Origin of the sequence: Trichloromonas sp. (assembly GCF_034006665.1) — a bacterium.
GTDB lineage: Bacteria > Desulfobacterota > Desulfuromonadia > Desulfuromonadales > Trichloromonadaceae > Trichloromonas.
Genome location: NZ_JAVESI010000001.1, coordinates 130,622 through 146,574, shown reverse-complemented (window position 1 = coordinate 146,574; position 15,953 = coordinate 130,622). Strand labels below are relative to the sequence as shown.

16 protein-coding genes and 1 pseudogene are annotated in these 15,953 nt (G+C 62.6%); 13 read left to right on the top strand and 4 right to left on the bottom strand.

All coding sequences use genetic code 11. The features are described 5' to 3' along the window. Positions 1-33 precede the first annotated feature (33 nt). The 8 genes from RBR25_RS00710 (at position 34) to RBR25_RS00675 (ending at position 6,531) form a co-directional block, all read left to right on the top strand. Positions 34-420: a sirohydrochlorin chelatase gene (locus RBR25_RS00710; RefSeq protein WP_432817598.1), complete on the top strand. Its 387-nt coding sequence runs from the start codon at positions 34-36 to the stop codon at positions 418-420. Positions 421-648: 228 nt separating this feature from the next. Next, entirely contained in the window at positions 649-1,860 is a 1,212-nt protein-coding gene (cbiE, locus tag RBR25_RS00705) for a precorrin-6y C5,15-methyltransferase (decarboxylating) subunit CbiE (protein ID WP_432817597.1), read from the top strand. Positions 1,861-1,961: 101 nt separating this feature from the next. Then, on the top strand, positions 1,962-2,978 hold the full coding sequence (locus RBR25_RS00700) for a cobalt-precorrin 5A hydrolase (RefSeq protein ID WP_432817596.1): 1,017 nt from the start codon (positions 1,962-1,964) through the stop codon (positions 2,976-2,978). Positions 2,979-2,985: 7 nt separating this feature from the next. Then, positions 2,986-3,921, top strand: coding sequence for an adenosylcobinamide-phosphate synthase CbiB (gene cbiB, locus RBR25_RS00695; protein WP_432817595.1), 936 nt, complete (start codon positions 2,986-2,988; stop codon positions 3,919-3,921). A gap of 89 nt (positions 3,922-4,010) precedes the next feature. Further along, positions 4,011-5,042, top strand: coding sequence for a GGDEF domain-containing protein (locus tag RBR25_RS00690; RefSeq protein ID WP_432817594.1), 1,032 nt, complete (start codon positions 4,011-4,013; stop codon positions 5,040-5,042). Next, positions 5,035-6,003, top strand: coding sequence for a tRNA dihydrouridine synthase (locus tag RBR25_RS00685; protein ID WP_432817593.1), 969 nt, complete (start codon positions 5,035-5,037; stop codon positions 6,001-6,003). The genes RBR25_RS00690 and RBR25_RS00685 overlap by 8 nt, the downstream gene beginning before the upstream one ends. 2 nt (positions 6,004-6,005) lie before the next feature. After that, positions 6,006-6,239: a DUF3820 family protein gene (locus RBR25_RS00680; RefSeq protein ID WP_432817592.1), complete on the top strand. Its 234-nt coding sequence runs from the start codon at positions 6,006-6,008 to the stop codon at positions 6,237-6,239. A gap of 10 nt (positions 6,240-6,249) precedes the next feature. Continuing rightward, a complete protein-coding gene (locus RBR25_RS00675) occupies positions 6,250-6,531 on the top strand; it encodes a hypothetical protein (protein ID WP_432817591.1) in 282 nt (93 codons plus the stop codon). A gap of 184 nt (positions 6,532-6,715) precedes the next feature. Here the strand turns inward: RBR25_RS00675 and nikR are convergent, their stop codons facing one another. After that, entirely contained in the window at positions 6,716-7,135 is a 420-nt protein-coding gene (nikR, locus tag RBR25_RS00670) for a nickel-responsive transcriptional regulator NikR (protein ID WP_432817590.1), read from the bottom strand. Between the two features lie 250 nt (positions 7,136-7,385). Between nikR and RBR25_RS00665 the strand changes: the two are divergent. Then, positions 7,386-9,545 (top strand): annotated as a pseudogene (locus RBR25_RS00665) (ribonucleoside triphosphate reductase). Positions 9,546-9,612: 67 nt separating this feature from the next. After that, a complete protein-coding gene (locus RBR25_RS00660) occupies positions 9,613-10,308 on the top strand; it encodes an anaerobic ribonucleoside-triphosphate reductase activating protein (protein ID WP_432817589.1) in 696 nt (231 codons plus the stop codon). 251 nt (positions 10,309-10,559) lie between these two features. Here the strand turns inward: RBR25_RS00660 and RBR25_RS00655 are convergent, their stop codons facing one another. The 3 genes from RBR25_RS00655 to RBR25_RS00645 form a co-directional block, all read right to left on the bottom strand. Beyond that, positions 10,560-11,150: a putative metallopeptidase gene (locus tag RBR25_RS00655; RefSeq protein ID WP_432817588.1), complete on the bottom strand. Its 591-nt coding sequence runs from the start codon at positions 11,148-11,150 to the stop codon at positions 10,560-10,562. Further along, entirely contained in the window at positions 11,147-11,422 is a 276-nt protein-coding gene (locus RBR25_RS00650) for a cytochrome C (protein WP_432817587.1), read from the bottom strand. The genes RBR25_RS00655 and RBR25_RS00650 overlap by 4 nt, the downstream gene beginning before the upstream one ends. Before the next feature lie 95 nt (positions 11,423-11,517). After that, complete coding sequence (locus RBR25_RS00645; protein WP_432817586.1) at positions 11,518-11,850, bottom strand: hypothetical protein; 333 nt, start codon at positions 11,848-11,850, stop codon at positions 11,518-11,520. A gap of 171 nt (positions 11,851-12,021) precedes the next feature. Between RBR25_RS00645 and murI the strand changes: the two genes are divergently transcribed. Genes murI through RBR25_RS00630 form a run of 3 tightly spaced genes read left to right on the top strand, consistent with a single transcriptional unit; the run spans position 12,022 to position 15,877 of the window. Further along, on the top strand, positions 12,022-12,819 hold the full coding sequence (murI, locus tag RBR25_RS00640) for a glutamate racemase (protein ID WP_432817585.1): 798 nt from the start codon (positions 12,022-12,024) through the stop codon (positions 12,817-12,819). Between the two features lie 54 nt (positions 12,820-12,873). After that, complete coding sequence (locus RBR25_RS00635) at positions 12,874-13,476, top strand: GerMN domain-containing protein (RefSeq protein ID WP_432817584.1); 603 nt, start codon at positions 12,874-12,876, stop codon at positions 13,474-13,476. Position 13,477: 1 nt separating this feature from the next. Further along, the gene (locus tag RBR25_RS00630) at positions 13,478-15,877 is read left to right on the top strand and encodes a homocysteine S-methyltransferase family protein (protein ID WP_432817583.1); all 2,400 of its coding nucleotides are present in this window, start codon (positions 13,478-13,480) and stop codon (positions 15,875-15,877) included. Positions 15,878-15,953: the final 76 nt, after the last annotated feature.

Genomic DNA, 15,953 nt, shown 5'->3' with positions numbered 1-15,953 from the left:
ACTCTCCCGGCCGTTCGGAGAAATGAATTTGTCTTGAAAACCGCCATTCTCCTGCTTGGTCACGGTTCCCGGGCCGCCGGGGCCAACGATGCTCTCTACGCTGTCGCCGCTCTGGTCAAAGACGATACGGGCGCCGCGATTGTCGAGGTCGCCTTTCTCGCCCCCCACCTCACCAGCATTCAGGAAGGAATTGACCGTTGTGTCGCGCAGGGTGCGGCGCGTGTCCTGCTTTATCCCTACTTTCTCTATGCCGGCGCCCATGTGCTCAAGGATCTTCCCGATGAGATCGCGCAGGCGCGCAGGCGCCATCCCGGACTGGAGATGATTCTGGGGCAGCCGCTGGGCGTTCACCGCAAGCTGGCCGAGATCGTGCGTGAGCGGATTGACGCATCTTTGCAGGAGGCCGGCTGGAGTCTCTGAACGGGCGCCTCCGTCGGTCTTGACGACGCCTCGGCGAAAACGCTAAACTTGATGGCATCGCAAAAAGCGCCATCCAACAATATGCTTTTTGCGAAAGTATTAAGGTTCACCGGTAGGCGCAATAATGTCTATGAAAAGAATGGTCTTTGCCCCCACGGACTCCAACCCGGGGCAACGGGTTCGCCATCATCTGGGGATTCCCCCGGTTTTCGAGAGGAGCGGGACAGCATGAACAAGATTTACGTCATCGGTGCCGGCGTCGAAGGGCATGAGGGTTTCAGCCGTCGCTCCCTGGAACTGATCTCCCAAGCTTCTCTACTCTGCGGCGGTGAGCGGCATCTGCGCCTCTTCCCCGATTTCGCCGGGGAAAAGCTGGTGATCGACGGCAACCTCGCGCATCTGGTCGAACGGCTCAATGCCCGCAAGGGTCCGGCGGTGGTTCTCTCCTCCGGCGACCCGCTCTTCTTCGGCATCGGCCGCATTTTGCTGCGCAATTTCAACCGTGACGAACTGGAGTTCGTTCCCAACGTCAGCTCGGTGCAGTACGCTTTCGCCAAGATCAAGGAGCCCTGGGACGACGCGGTCTTCGTTTCGATCCAAGGCCGGGGAATCAGAGGGGCGGTGGATCGCATCGTCGCCAACGACAAGGCCGCCGTCCTCACCGACGAGGTCAACACCCCGGCAGCCATCGCTGCCGAACTCATCGAGCGCGGTCGCGACGGCTATACCGCCTGGCTTTGTGAAAATCTCGGCGGCGTCGACGAACGCATCCGCAATCTTTCCCTTCCCGACCTGCTGCGGGTTTCCTCCTCCCCCCTCAATGTACTCATTCTCATCAAGGAATATGAAGGGGAGGGGGACGATTACATGCCGACCCTCGGCATCCCCGACGAGGAATTCGCCAGCATCAAGAAACACATTACCCGGGAAGAAGTCCGGGTTGTGGCCCTGGCTAAGCTCAAACTGCGCCACGACATGTGCCTGTGGGACGTGGGTGCCGGCAGCGGTTCGGTGAGCATCGAGGCCGACCATCTGCTTCCCAACGGCCGTATCTTCGCCATGGAGCGCAATGAACAGAGTCTTGCCTTCATTAAGCAGAACCTCAACAAGTTTCACACCCGCCATATCACTCTGGTCGCCGGCGAAGCCCCGGACTGCTTCGAGGATCTGCCCGATCCCGACCGGGTCTTCATCGGCGGCTCGGGGGGCAATCTCTTCCGCATCCTCGAAGCGGTCGATGCCCGACTCCCCGCCGAAGGGCGCATCGTCATCAACGCCATTACCCTCGAAACCCTCACCGCCGCCACTGAATTCTTCGAGAACGCAGGCTATCAGGTCGAAGTGACCACCATCAACGTCGCCCGCACCCGGCCACTGACCGAGTACAAGATGTTCGAGGCTTACAACCCGGTCTACATTATCGTCGGCGAAAAGGGCTGAGGCACTGACCCCCCCTCCCAGATCATCCTGTCAAGGAGAGGGGTGAGGGACCGGGGCAATCTCGCACCAGGAATTGTTTCTCACGAATTCGGGAGTCTGAATTGAGTCTCGCTATGGTCGCTATCACGGATGCGGGGGCGCGGCTGGCCCGGCAAATCGCCGCCAGGACCGGTGATTGCGTCTTTTATCTTCCGGAACGGCTGTGGGAGGGGGATGGCGGACACTATTTCGAGATGCCTCTGGCGGAGTTGCTGCCGGAACTTTTCAGGCGCCATCGGGAACTGCTCTGCATCCTTCCCGCCGGGGTCGTGGTGCGCTTGCTCGCTCCCCATCTGCGGGGCAACTCCCTTGATCCGGCGGTGGTGGTGATGGACGAGGCGGGCAATTTCGCCGTCAGTCTCCTGGCCGGCCGCCTCGGCGGGGCCAACGAATTGGCGCGGAAAATGGCGGGGATCACCGGTGGGCGGGCGGTCATTACCACTGCGCCCGGTGTCGACGGTCAGACCTCCTGGGACCAAGCGGCTCGGCAGACGGCTCTGGTGGTGGAACCGCCGGCCAATCTGCGGGATCTCAACGATAAGCTGGCGCGCGGCGAGAAGATCGCCTTGGTCGACCGGCGGGGCCGCATCGCCCATCATTTCATCGAGACGCCCGGTGTGGAACGCGCGGAGACTTTTAGCGCCGCTCTGAACAGCGGTGCGGCGGGGATGGTCTTTGTCACCCATCGCCTGGTTCCCAATCTCGATCGGCTGCCCAATCTGCTCTTGCTGCGCCCCCGGGATCTGGTGCTGGGCATCGGTTGCGAGCCGGGTGTCTCGGCCGGGGAGTTCGAGCGGGCGGTGGCCTGGGAGTTGGAGCGGGCTTTTCTGGCGCTGGCGAGCGTGGCCTGTATCGCCAGCGCCGCCGACCGGGTCGAAGAGCCGGGGCTGCGCGACTTCGCCCGGCGTTTCGATCTGCCCGTCGAGGGGCATGAAACCCCCGCTTTGGCAGCCGGGGAGGGCGACTGCGAAGGGGCCGCGATTCTCTCCTCGCGGGGCGGGCGACTGCTGGTGGCGAAAAAGAAGCATGGCCGCATCGTCTTGGCGATCGCTCTGAAAAACGACTCAAACGGGGAGTGAACTCGCCATGGACTGGCTGATTCCGGCGGCTTTCGCCCTCGATCTGCTGCTGGGCGATCCGCCCATGCCTCATCCGGTGATGCTGGTCGGTGCCGTCATCAACCGTCTCGAAATTCTCTTCGCCAGTTTCTTCGATAACCGTCGCCTGGCCGGGGCGCTGCTGGCCGCTCTGACCCTGCTGGTGACCGGGGGGCTCGCTTGGGCCCTGTTGCGCTTGGCGGCGGAGATCCATCCCTTGGCCGCCCTGATCGTCGGCATCTGGTTGGCCTACACGACTCTCGCTTTGCGCGCCCTGCATCGGGAAAGCCGCGAGGTGGTGCGTTGTCTCGAAGGGAAGCGGCCGGCCGAGGCCCGGCGCGCCCTGGCGCTGATTGTCGGACGGGAGACCGCGACCCTCGACGAAGAAGGCATCCTGCGGGCTTGCATCGAAACGGTGGCGGAAAACACCTCGTCCGGGGTGGTCGCCCCACTCTTCTACCTGGCCGTCGGAGGGCCGGTTTTGGCTCTGCTCTACAAGGCGGCAGGCACCCTCGATTCCATGGTCGGTTATCGCGACGACGGTTACCGCGAGCTCGGCTGGGCCTCGGCCCGCCTCGACGACCTGTTCAATCTGCTTCCGGCGCGCTTGACTGGAATGCTGATGGTTCTGGCTGCGCCTTTGGCCGGGCTTAGGATTCGTGGAGCCTGGCGCATCATGCTGCGAGACGCGCGCAGACATGCCAGTCCCAATGCCGGTTTTCCCGAAGCGGCCATGGCCGGTGCCCTGGGCGTGCGGCTGGGCGGAGCGGCTGTCTACTTCGGTATCCGGGTTGAAAAGGCAACGCTGGGGGACGACGCCCATCCGGTTTCGGTGGCCGACTACCACGCCGCCGTGCGGCTGATGTATCTCACCTCCCTGCTTGCTCTCGGGTTGGCGGTGTGGCTGGTAGCGGCGGCGGGATAGACCAGAACATTTTTCTTTCCCCCCTTGCGCCGGAAACTCGGCTTTCCCGGATTATTTCAATGACCAGGAACTTCCCCGGGAGAGGGGCCATGGATCAACTTACCCTGATAGAACGCTTCCGCGAGAACGAAGAGTTGGCCCGCAAGTTTCACGAGGTGGAGAGTAGCATTCTTTCAGTCCTCAATTTCCGGGATTTCTTCGAGCATTTGCTCCTCGATATCGGTGAGATCTTCGCCATCCCCCAAGTCTGGTTCAGCCTCCTCGACGACGTGGATCTCTCTCGTCTGATCCGCCATTCGGCGACGAGCAAGCTGCTGCGCGAGCGGATCAAGGTCGTCGACCGCGAGACCTTCGCGCAGCTTCTTCCCGACACCGAGCGACCGCTGCTGGTCAACGAGGGTCTGCATCGCTACCTGCGCCTGCTTCCCGCTTCGGGGCTCCAGGCGCTCGGTTCCCTGGCCTTGGTGCCGGTTACTTTGGACGGTGAGGTGGTCGGCAGCCTCAATCTGGCCGACCGTTCCGTTTCCCGCTACGCCCCGGGGTTGAACACGGTGCTGGTGGAACGGCTGGCGCTCAAGGTTTCCCTTTGTCTTTCCAACGTCACCGCCCATGAAAAGCTGCAGAAGGTCGCCCATTACGATCCCCTCACCGAGCTCCTCAACCGGCGGGCGATGGAGAGCATTCTGCAGCGGGAGTTCGACCGGGCCCGCCGTTATGCCCGCCCCCTTTCCCTGGTCTTCATCGATCTCGACGACTTCAAGCGCGTCAACGATACTTACGGACACGATTGTGGCGATCTGCTGCTCAAACACTTGGCGGCGGGATTGAGCCGTCTCTGTCGTGCCTCGGATGTGGTTACCCGCTTCGCCGGCGACGAGTTCGTGCTCATTCTCCCCGAAACGGGCAGGGAGCGGGCGGAAAAGCTGATGGTGCGGATTCTTGGCGACCTGGCGCGACATCCCCTCTTGGTCGACAGAGAGCCGATCAGGATAACCGCCAGTTACGGGATCGCCTCCAGCGAGAACGACGCCATCGGCGATACCGCCGCTTTGCTCAAAGTCGCCGATCAGCAGCTCTATGCCTCCAAGGAGGCGCGCAAACAGGAAGATCTCGATGTCTAACCGCGCCGCGCTGCCTTGGAGTGACGGCACCCGGCCGCTGATGCTGGCGCCGATGCAGGGCCTGACCAACCGCGCACTGCGCGCCGAGTTTGCCGCCTGGGTGTGCCCGGATGTTCTTTTTACCGAGTTCGTGCGGGTTCACGGCGCCTCGGTCAAGCGTCGCGTTTCCGCCGCCGATCGCCGGGAGATTGCCGCCACGGAAGGAGGCATCCCCCTGGTGACCCAACTCATCGGCCACGGCGTCGACGCGCTGACGGCGGCGGCGCGCGAGGCACAGGCGGCGGGGGCGGTCCACATCAACTTCAATATGGGCTGTCCCTACGGGCGGACCACCTCGGGCTTGACCGGTGGCAACATGCTGCGTCGTCCCGATCTGCTCTGTGATCTGCTGCCGGCTCTGCGCGCGGCTGTCGCCGGCGGTTTCTCCGTCAAGTTGCGCGCCGGTTATGACGATCCCCGGCAGATCTTCTCGTTACTTCCGCTTTTCGAGAAGTCCGAGGTCGATTTCCTCATTCTCCATCCCCGCACCGTCAAGCAGGAATACGCCGGAGAGGCCGATCATGCCCTCACCGCCGAAGTGGTACGCGCCACCACCCTGCCGGTCATTGCCAACGGCGACATCCGCTCCGCCGAGGGGGGCTTGCGGGTGCTGGGGGCGACCGGTGCCGCCGGGCTGATGCTCGGGCGCGGGGCGATCGCCGACCCGCTCCTTTTTGAACGGCTGCGGGGGCGGGCGTCGGCAACGCCGAGCCGGTCCGAGCGTTCCGCGATGCTGCGCCGATATCTGCGCGGATTGCATGGCCGCTACCGGGAGCTTTTCTGCGGTGATACCCAGGTGCTGGCCAAGCTCAAGGCGGTGCTCTGCGCCATGGACGATCCCGATTTTACTATGGCGGTACGCGACCTGAAGCGGGCTGCGACCTTGCCGCGTTTTCTCGCACTGGTGGAGAGGCTGGGCTGAGGATGGAGACCCCGAGACTTGATCCGGCGCATCTGCTCGAACTGGCGCGGGCGCGCATGCCTTACGGCAAATACCAGGGTCGGCGGCTGATCGATCTGCCCGAGCCCTACGTCGTCTGGCTCGCCGGTCAGGGGTTCCCCCCGGGGAAGCTCGGACGTCAGCTGCAAGAGGTGCACGAAATCAAGGTTAACGGGTTGGAGTATCTCTTCGCCCCTTGGCGGGGGAGAGAGGAGTGAGGAGGGCGCGATGAATCTTGCGGGGATGATCGTTGAAACAGTCAAAGCGTTCTGTGCTGAATCGCCGGCGAATTCCCTGACCGGTGACGGTGGGGAGGCGGTTTGGGGGTTGCCGCTGGTCGGGGCAATTGATGAAAGGGGATACGACAAGGTCAAATGTCACGCCTATATCCGCGAAGTTACGGCGATTCACGCCCGAACTCTGCTCGGCGCCGAAGTCACCCCCTGCGGCCTCTGTCAAGTGGGTATCCCTTGCGAGGAACGGATTCCGCCGGGGGTGGCGGGAGTTTGACGGGGGGCAAAAAACGATAGCCAAGAGGCATGCAAAAAAAGCCGGTCACTTCCGTCAGGGAGGGCCGGTTTTTACGTTGTTTGGCGGTTCAGATCGGCGGTGGGGTCGTCGGTGACGACCTGGCCTTCGTGCAGGGCATTGGCGCTGGCGGATTTATGTCGCTCCCCAAAGGGGTAAGGAGCGATCAGGGCAAACCCGCGCCGGTGGTGGTTGTCACCAGCTTGCCGTGGATGACTCCCTTGGTGCCGATCAGCTCGTCGGCCAGGCGCTTGACTTCCCGGGCTGGTCCCCGGACCACCACCACCTCCAGGCAGTTGTGGGCGTCGAGGTGGACATGGAGGGCCGAGACGATGGCGTCGTGGTGGTTGTGCTGGTGCTCGGTGAGTTTGTCGGAGAGGTCGCGGGTATGGTGGTTGTAGACCAAGGTGACGGTCCCCACTGTTTCCCCCTCCCCCCGCGCCCACTGTTCTTCGATCAGGGCGTTGCGGATCAGGTCGCGGATCGCCTCCGAGCGGTTGCTGTAACCCTTCTCCGTGATCAGTTCATCAAAACGCTTGAGCAGACGTTCATCGATGGAAATGCCGAAACGGGTCAGGTTACTCATGGATCCTCCGGGGCGGGCAGGTTTTTGCCTGTGTAGCACGCTCGCCCGAACGGGTCAAGGGGATAGCGTCCGGGGGCCGGGCGGCACCTGCCGGCGGGACTTTCATCCACAGTTTTGTCCACGGGATATTCACAATATGTTGTGGCCTGCGAGAAAATTTTCGCCAATATATGGGGTTTTTGTCCTTGACTGGAACGGCGCCTGTGCTAAGGTTCTTCCGTTGTTTGAATACGGTTGGGAGGGTGGAAAAATGGTGAAATTCATTCGCAAACGGGACGGTCGTCTGGTTTCCTTCGAGGAAGAGAAGATCGTCGGCGCGATTCAGAAAGCGGTGCGCGCCGTAGGCGGCAGCGACATGGACAAGGCCGGGCGCATCGCCCGTCAGGTCGTCGGCATTCTTGAGGTGCTCTACAAGGATGGCCAAGTGCCGACGGTGGAGAACGTCCAGGATCTGGTGGAAAAGATCCTCATCGAAAACGGCCACGCCAAGGTGGCCAAGAACTATATCCTTTATCGCAAGCAGCGCGAGGCCCTGCGCAAAACTCGGGAGTTCATGCGCGAGTCCATCGCCTCGATCGATTCCTACCTCACTCAGGAGGACTGGCGGGTCAATGAAAACGCCAACATGGGTTATTCGCTGCAAGGGCTCAACAACCACATCGCCGCCAACATCACCAGCAACTACTGGCTCAACAAAATCTATCCCGCCCCCATCGCCGATGCCCATCGCCAGGGAGATTTTCATCTCCACGACCTGGGGATGCTCTCGGTCTATTGCTGCGGCTGGGATCTCAAGGATCTGCTCCTGAAAGGTTTCACCGGCGCCTACGGCAAGGTGCAGAGCGCCCCGGCCGCCCACTTCCGCACCGCCCTCGGCCAGGCCGTGAATTTCTTCTATACCCTGCAAGGGGAGGCCGCCGGAGCCCAAGCCTTCTCCAACTTCGATACCCTGCTCGCCCCTTTCATCCGCTATGACAAGCTTGGGTACGCCGAGGTCCACCAGGCGATGCAGGAGTTCATCTTCAATATGAACGTGCCGACCCGGGTCGGCTTCCAGACGCCGTTCACCAACATCACCTTGGACATGAGCCCGCCGAAAAACATGGCGAACGAGGCGGTGATCATCGGCGGCAAGCTGATGGACGCCGTTTACGGCGACTTCCAAGAAGAGATGGATCTTTTCAATCGCGCCTTCTGCGATGTGATGATGGCTGGGGACAACTCGGGGCGGATCTTCTCCTTCCCCATTCCCACCTACAACATCACCGCCGGTTTCGACTGGGAGAGCCCCCGTTTCCGGCCGATCTGGGAGATGACCGCCAAGTACGGCATCCCCTACTTCAGCAATTTCATCAATTCGGACATGGATCCGGAGGACGCGCGCTCCATGTGCTGCCGCCTGCGTCTCGACAACCGCGAGTTGCGTCGGCGCGGGGGCGGGCTCTTCGGCTCGAACCCGCTGACCGGCTCCATCGGCGTCGTCACCATCAACCTGCCCCGCGCCGCCTACTTGGCCGAGAGCGAGCAGTCCTTTTTCGACCGCATTGCCGAGTTCATGCGCCTGGCCCAGGAGTCCCTGGAAATCAAGCGCAAGCAGCTGGAACGTTTCACCGCGGACGGGCTCTATCCCTACAGTCGTTTCTATCTTGAGGGGATCCGTGAGCGCAGCGGCAACTTTTGGGACAATCACTTCTCTACCATCGGCCTGATCGGCATGAACGAGGCTTGCCTCAATCTCGTCGGCAGCGGCATCGATACCTCCGAAGGGAAGAATCTGGCAATTCGCACCCTGCAATTTATGCGCAGTCTGCTTGAAGCCTATCAGGAAGAGACCGGGCATCTCTACAATCTGGAGGCGACCCCTGCCGAGGGGACGAGTTTCCGTCTCGCCCAGCGGGATCGGGCCATGTTCCCCGACATCATCACCGCCGGCGAGGACGAGCCCTACTACACCAATTCGACTCAGCTGCCGGTGGGTTGTACCGACGACATCTTCCAGGCCCTGACCCACCAGGACAGTCTGCAAACCCTGTACACGGGCGGCACGGTCTTTCACGGTTTTCTCGGCGAACGCATCGATGACTGGCGCGGCGCGCGGCTGCTGGTGAAACGCATCGCCGAGAATTTCCGTCTGCCCTACTTCACTATCAGCCCGACATTCACCATTTGCCCGGTACATGGCTACATCGCCGGTGAGCATTTCGAATGTCCGCATCATCAGGCGGCGTGACCACTCTGTATCTATCATCCGAGGAGAAAGCGAATGAACGAAAAATGTACTGAAAAGACTGAGGTTTATTCCCGCGTCTGCGGTTTTTTCCGGCCGGTGCAGCAGTGGAATCGGGGGAAGAAGGAGGAATTCAAGGAGCGCACCGAGTTCGTTATTGCCCCGGCGCCGGCGCGGGACTGAGGTTACGGTATCCATCCTCCGTTTTCAGGGATGGGAGCGATCCCGTTCTTTTACTGGCGGAACTTTCATGAAAATCAAAGGTTTTCAGGGCACCAGCCTGCTTGACTTCCCGGGACGGATCGCCTCGCTGATCTTTTTCGGCGGCTGCAATCTGAGTTGCCCCTTCTGTCATAATTCGACCCTGGTGCTCGATCCCGAGCAGTATCCCGACTATCCCCTGGAAGATCTTCTTGCCGAGTTGTGCGAGCGGCGAAATTTTATCGACGGGGTTGTGGTCTCCGGCGGCGAACCGACCCTCGACCGGGATCTGCCGCTGCTGTTGCGCGAGGTCAAGGCGTTGGGACTGGAGGTCAAGCTCGACAGCAACGGCCTCGCTCCCGCCGTGCTGGAGCGGCTTCTTGCCGAAGGTTTGGTCGATTACCTCGCCCTCGACCTGAAAACCGCTCCGGAACGCTATGGAGAACTCCACCGCGCACCAGTCGACCCCGACGCCTTGCGCCGCTCCATCTCGGTGCTTCTTGCTTCCACCGTTCCCTACGAAATCCGTACCACCTGCGTGCCGAAACTGGTGGAGGAGCCCGATTTCTCCCCTATGGGAAAGGCGATCGTCGGCGCCCGCCACTGGGTGCTTCAGCAATATATCCCCCGCTATGCTCTGGCCGAGGAGTGGCGTGCCATCAGGCCGCATTCGCCGGAACGTCTCGCGGAATTCGCCCGCGTCGCCGAGGGCTATGTGGAGCGGGTTTCCCTGCGCGGTCTCTGATCCGGCGAAAAAACCCGAAAAGGCAAACGACAAAAACCACGACCTGTTCGGCCGTGGTTTTTTTTACCGGAAGAAGAAATCCTCGCGGGTCAGGGTTTCCCCCGAGCCCACAAGCGAACAAGATTTTTTTCGGAGGCCCTGTGGCGTTTTACGGGAATGAAAACTTTTCGGATGGCAGGATGTGGTTCCGCTCGTCACCACCTCCTTGCTTTTTTCAGTAGGACTTCATCTTTACAGTCGCAAAAAGCTCTTCAAGCGCGCGTGCGAGCGACGATCTTGGCTCGCGGGACCGCCACCCGCAACCCGGTGAGACGCAGAGCGCCTCCTTGCCAGGCGGTTTCCTCCAGGTGGAGAAAGGCCAGAACGTCCGGGGGCGGCGAGCTCTTCAGGTAGGCGTCGGCGAGGCGGGCGACGATGCGGTCGAACCCGGCCCGCGAGGAGCCGTGGGCAAAGGTGCGGCCGGGAAACCGGCGGATGTCGCCGTCACAGGCTGCGGAGATATGGTAGAGTTCGTGGATGATGGTGGCCAGCTTTTCGGCGAAGGAGAGGCGGAGAAAGCGGGGGACGAAGACGGTGATCAGATAATGGATTTCCCGGCCGCCGTGGTTGAGGGTCGGCATCCGGTAGGTTTCCCGCCAGGGGCCCCGGCGCCGGGTCAGTTCCCGCTCGCCGCCGGCGAAGCGCAAAGGGGCGATGCGGGCAAGCATGCCGTGCCGTCCCTCGGCGCGGGAGCGGGCGACGGCGAATAGCACCCGCGCCGAGTCGATGTGGGACAGTTCGGGCAGGGTTTCGGTCAGATGGCGGCAAAGAGTCTCCAGGTTCGCCGAGAGGTCGAGGATCAACGCTCTTCCCACTTGTGGCAGATCAGGCAGCGGGAGGGGGATTTGTGGTTCTGGTCGTCGGGCAGGGGAGCGGGGCCGCCGCTATAATGGCATTCGCTGCAAAACTTTTCGGCCGCTATCTTGCCGTCGCTCTGGACCACGGCCAGGTATTGCTTGTGATTGTCGTCATAGGGAACACGGGCGGTCTTGATGTCGCCGGAGATGGCGTAAAAAATGCCGAAGACCGCGGCGACAATGACGACAAAGAGCAGATCACGTTTTTTCAGGGACATGCGTACCTCGTGTGGAGCAGGGCCGCTGAGCGGCCGGTAGATGATAATGATGAGGAGGAGGAGGGGGGGGGCGGCACGGTATCGGTGCGACGCGCCTATTCTCCCCGGATGAAAAGAAAGTAGATGGCGGCGAAGACGATGGCGGCGCCGACCAGGATGAAAACCGCCAGCGGTTGGGTACCGAGCTCGCCGGCGGTTGCCCCCTTGCTCAGGGTATGCACCACCAGGCCGGCCATGCCGGCAACGGTTAAGAGAGTGACGAGCAGCACCCGCCAGCGCATGATCAGGGCGGTAATGGTCAGCAGGGCGATGCCGCCGAGCAGCCAGGGGTTGTGCAGCAGGTTGTTCAGGTCGACTTCGCGCAGTGCGGCGATCACCCGACCCGTTTCAAACTGCTGCAGAAATTCGAGAAAAGAGGAAAAATCCATGGCAACTCCGCGGATTCCTCCGGAATCCGACTTCTCCTATATATTTGCTGAACGATAACAGGTTTCGCCGGTAAAGGTAAAGTGCAAAAACCCCTCGTATCCTTGACTTTCCCGGGGCGCTTCACTACTATCGACCCCTATTTTAATTTTCGTGGAAAGAAGATTCGCGCCTTGTCCGAACGTGCTATCGGGGTTTTCGATTCTGGGGTGGGCGGTCTGACCGTCCTCAAGGAAATGCTGCGCCTGCTCCCTGGCGAGGAACTGGTCTATCTCGGGGATACCGCCCGTGTCCCCTACGGCAGCAAGAGCCCGGCGACGGTTCTGCGCTACGCCCTGGAAGCGGCGGCTTTTCTCGTCGAACAGCGGGTCAAGATGCTGGTGGTGGCCTGCAATACCGCTTCTTCGGTCGCTCTGACCGAGTTGGAGGATCGCTTCCGCCTGCCGGTGGTCGGGGTGATCGAGCCCGGCGCGCGCAAGGCCGTGGCGGTGACCCGCGGCGGCCGAGTTGGGGTCATCGGCACCGAGGGAACCATCGCCAGCGGCGCCTACACCCGCGCCATCCATGCCCTCGATCCGACCATCGAGGTCTTCTCCGCCCCCTGCCCCCTCTTCGTGCCCCTCGCCGAGGAAGGCTGGGCCGAACATCCGGTGGCGCGGCTCACCGCCCGGGAATACCTGGCGCCGCTGATGGCAAGGGGGATCGACACCCTGGTGCTCGGCTGTACCCACTATCCCCTGCTCAAGCAGACCCTACGCGAGGTACTCGGCGATCAGGTCGCCCTGGTCGACTCGGCAGAGGAGACCTCTCGCACCGTCGAGGCCATGCTCAACGGCCATCGCCTGCCACGCCGGAGCGACCCCGCCGCGCCGCGTTTTTTCGTCACCGATATTCCGACCCGCTTCGTCCGGGTGGGCGGCGCCTTTCTCGGCCGCGACCTGACCTGGGTGACCCAGGTCAGCCTCGACTGAACAGAATCGGTCTTCGCGAAAAAAGGACGACTGTGTCCCTTGAGGAGGTTCTCCATGGTTGCGCCACGAAAAAAAACCGTCGGTCACAGGCTGTGGCCGATGCTGGTGATTGCTCTGATCGGCGTGGCCGGACTGCTGCTCGGGCGCTGGTTTTTCGCGCCGTCGTCTCCGCCCCCGCCGCCGTCCGAACCGCCGCCGGTGATGCGCGAGGTCCAGCTTTATTTCGCCACCGTCGCCGGTGACGGCTTGGAGGCGGAGACGGGTCGGATCGAGGATTGTCCGGAACTGGAGGAGTGCCTGCGCCGTACCCTGGAAGTTCTGGTCGCGGGCCCCAAGGGGGCCCTGGTTCCGGTGCTGCCACCCCGCACCCGGGTGCAGACGGTGACTATTGACGGGACGACGGCCTGGGTCAGCTTCAGCCGCGAACTGGTTTCCGGTCATCCCGGGGGGAGCATGAGTGAGCTGCTCACCGTGCAGGCCCTGGCCAATACCCTGGCCGCCAATTTTTCTCATATCCGCCAGATCCGGATCCTCATCGAGGGGGAACCGGTGCAGACCCTCAAAGGGCACGTCGATCTGCGCGGCCCGATCCCCGCCGATTTTTCCCTGGTCCGGTCCCGGTTTGACGCCGGCGCCGCTCAACCCAACGAGGAATGACATGGCCGATTTTCTTCAAGCCATCAAGGAGCGGGTGCTGGTGCTCGACGGCGCCATGGGCACCATGCTGCAGGAGCGCGGACTCAAACCCGGCGCCTCTCCTGAGGCGATGAACCTGGAGTTTCCCGCAGTGGTTGAGGGCGTGCATCGCGCTTATGCCGAAGCGGGGGCGGATATCCTGGTGAGCAACACCTTCGGTGGCAGTCGGGTCAAGCTGGCCCATTACGGTCTGGAGGGACGGGTCGCCGAGATCAACCGGGCGGGGGTGGAGATCGTACGTCGGGCCGCCGGTCCCGGGCATTTCGTCGCCGCCTCCGTCGGTCCGACTGGACGCTTTCTGCAGCCGGTGGGGGATGCCGGTTTCGACGAGATGGTCGAGATCTTCGGTGAGCAGGTGCGGGCCTTCGTCGAAGGTGGCGCCGATCTCATCTCCATGGAAACCTTCCTCGATATCCGCGAACTGCGGGCGGCGGTGATCGCCTGCCGCGAATTCTCGAAACTGCCCATCATCGCCCAGATGACCTTCGACGACGCCGGGCGCACCGTCCTTGGTACCCCGCCGGAGGCCGCTGCCGTCACCCTCGATGCCTTGGGCGCTGACGTCATCGGCTCCAACTGCGGCCTCGGCATCGACGGCATCTACGCCATTCTCGAAAAGATGCGCACCGTGACCGCCCGCCCGCTCATCGCCCAGGCCAACGCCGGATTGCCGCAACTGGTCGACGGCCGCACCGTCTTTCCCGGCACTCCCGAGGAGATGACCGCCTACCATGATCGGCTGATCGCCCTCGGCACCCGGGTTATCGGCGGCTGCTGCGGCACCACTCCGGCTCATATCCGCGCTATGCGCGACGCCCTCGACGTCCGGGAGCAGGGCTGGACGCCGCCGAAGCGCCGCGGCTTCCTCTCCAGCCGCTCGGCGGTGGTGGAGATCGGCGGCGACGCTCCCTGCGCGATCATCGGCGAACGCATCAATCCCACCGGTAAGAAGGCCTACAGCGCCGAGCTGCGGGAAGGGAAGACCGCTTACATTCGCCGCGAGGCCCAAGAGCAGACCCGGGCCGGGGCGGTGCTGCTCGACGTCAACTGCGGCACCCCCGGGGTTGACGAGGCGGCCGCCCTGGAACGGGCGGTTTATGCCGTCAGCGGTGTCAGCGGCGCGCCGCTGGTTCTCGATTCCTCCGACCCGGCGGCGCTGGAGCGGGCGCTCAAGGCGGTGGACGGCAAGGTGTTGATCAATTCCGTCTCTGGCGAGGAGAAGAGCCGGTGCGCTATCCTGCCTCTGGCCCGCAAGTATGGCGCGGCGGTGATCGGACTGGCCCTAGACGAAACCGGCATCCCCGAAACCGCTGAAGGACGGACACAGGTTGCCGGCAAGATTCTGGAAGCGGCACTGGCGGCCGGGCTGGCGAAGGAGGATGTGGTTATCGACTGCCTGACCCTGACCGTTTCCGCCGAGCAGAAGCGGGCCATGGAAACCATCCGCGCTCTGCGCGCGGTACGGAACGAACTGGGGCTGGCCACGGTCCTTGGGGTGAGCAACATCTCCTTCGGCCTGCCCAACCGGCCGGTGCTCTCGGCGACCTTCTTCGCCATGGCGCTGGAGGCCGGACTCGCCGCCGCCATCGTCAATCCTAAGGAAGAACGGATGATGGACGCCTTCCGCGCGGCTATGGTCCTCCTCGGCAAGGACGAACGGGCCGAGGAGTACATCGCCGTCTACGGCGGTGCCCAGGCGGTGCCGGTGGTGCCGAAAGGGGAAGGGCCGGAACCGGCAATCCGCGAGCTCCTTGGGTATGCCGTCATCGAAGGGGACAAGGACGGCATCGTCGCTTTGGTGGAACGGGCCCTCGCTGAGGGGCTTTCCCCGTTGCAGATCAGCAATGAAGGCCTTTTGTCGGGGTTGGAGGAGGTCGGGCGGCGCTTCGGGCGTAATCAGATTTTCCTCCCCCAGGTGATGCTCTCCGCCGAGACCATGCAGACCGCTTTCGCCCGCCTCAAGCAGGAGCTGCGCGGCGACGCCGCCCAAAGCCTCGGTAAGATTCTGATGGCGACGGTCGAAGGGGATATTCACGACATCGGCAAGAACATCGTCTGCACCCTACTGGAAAACCACGGTTTCGAGGTCATTGACTTGGGCAAGAACGTTCCCGCCGCGCGCATTCTCGACGCCGCCCGCACGCATCAGGTCGATGCTGTCGGTCTTTCGGCGCTGATGACCACCACTTTGCAGCAGATGGAGGTGGTTCTGGGGCAGTTGCGTGAGGCCGGAATCAAGGTCTTCACCATGGTTGGTGGAGCGGTGGTTACCCAGGATTACGCCGACGCCATTGGCGCTGATCTCTACGCCGCCGATGCCCTTGAAGCGGTGGCCAAGGTCAAGGCGCTGCTGGCCCGTTGAGAGTCCAGAGGGCGGATCTTGCGCCATTTCGCGTAATGTGTTAACAATGAACCGTTATTTCACTAGGTCGCGAGGC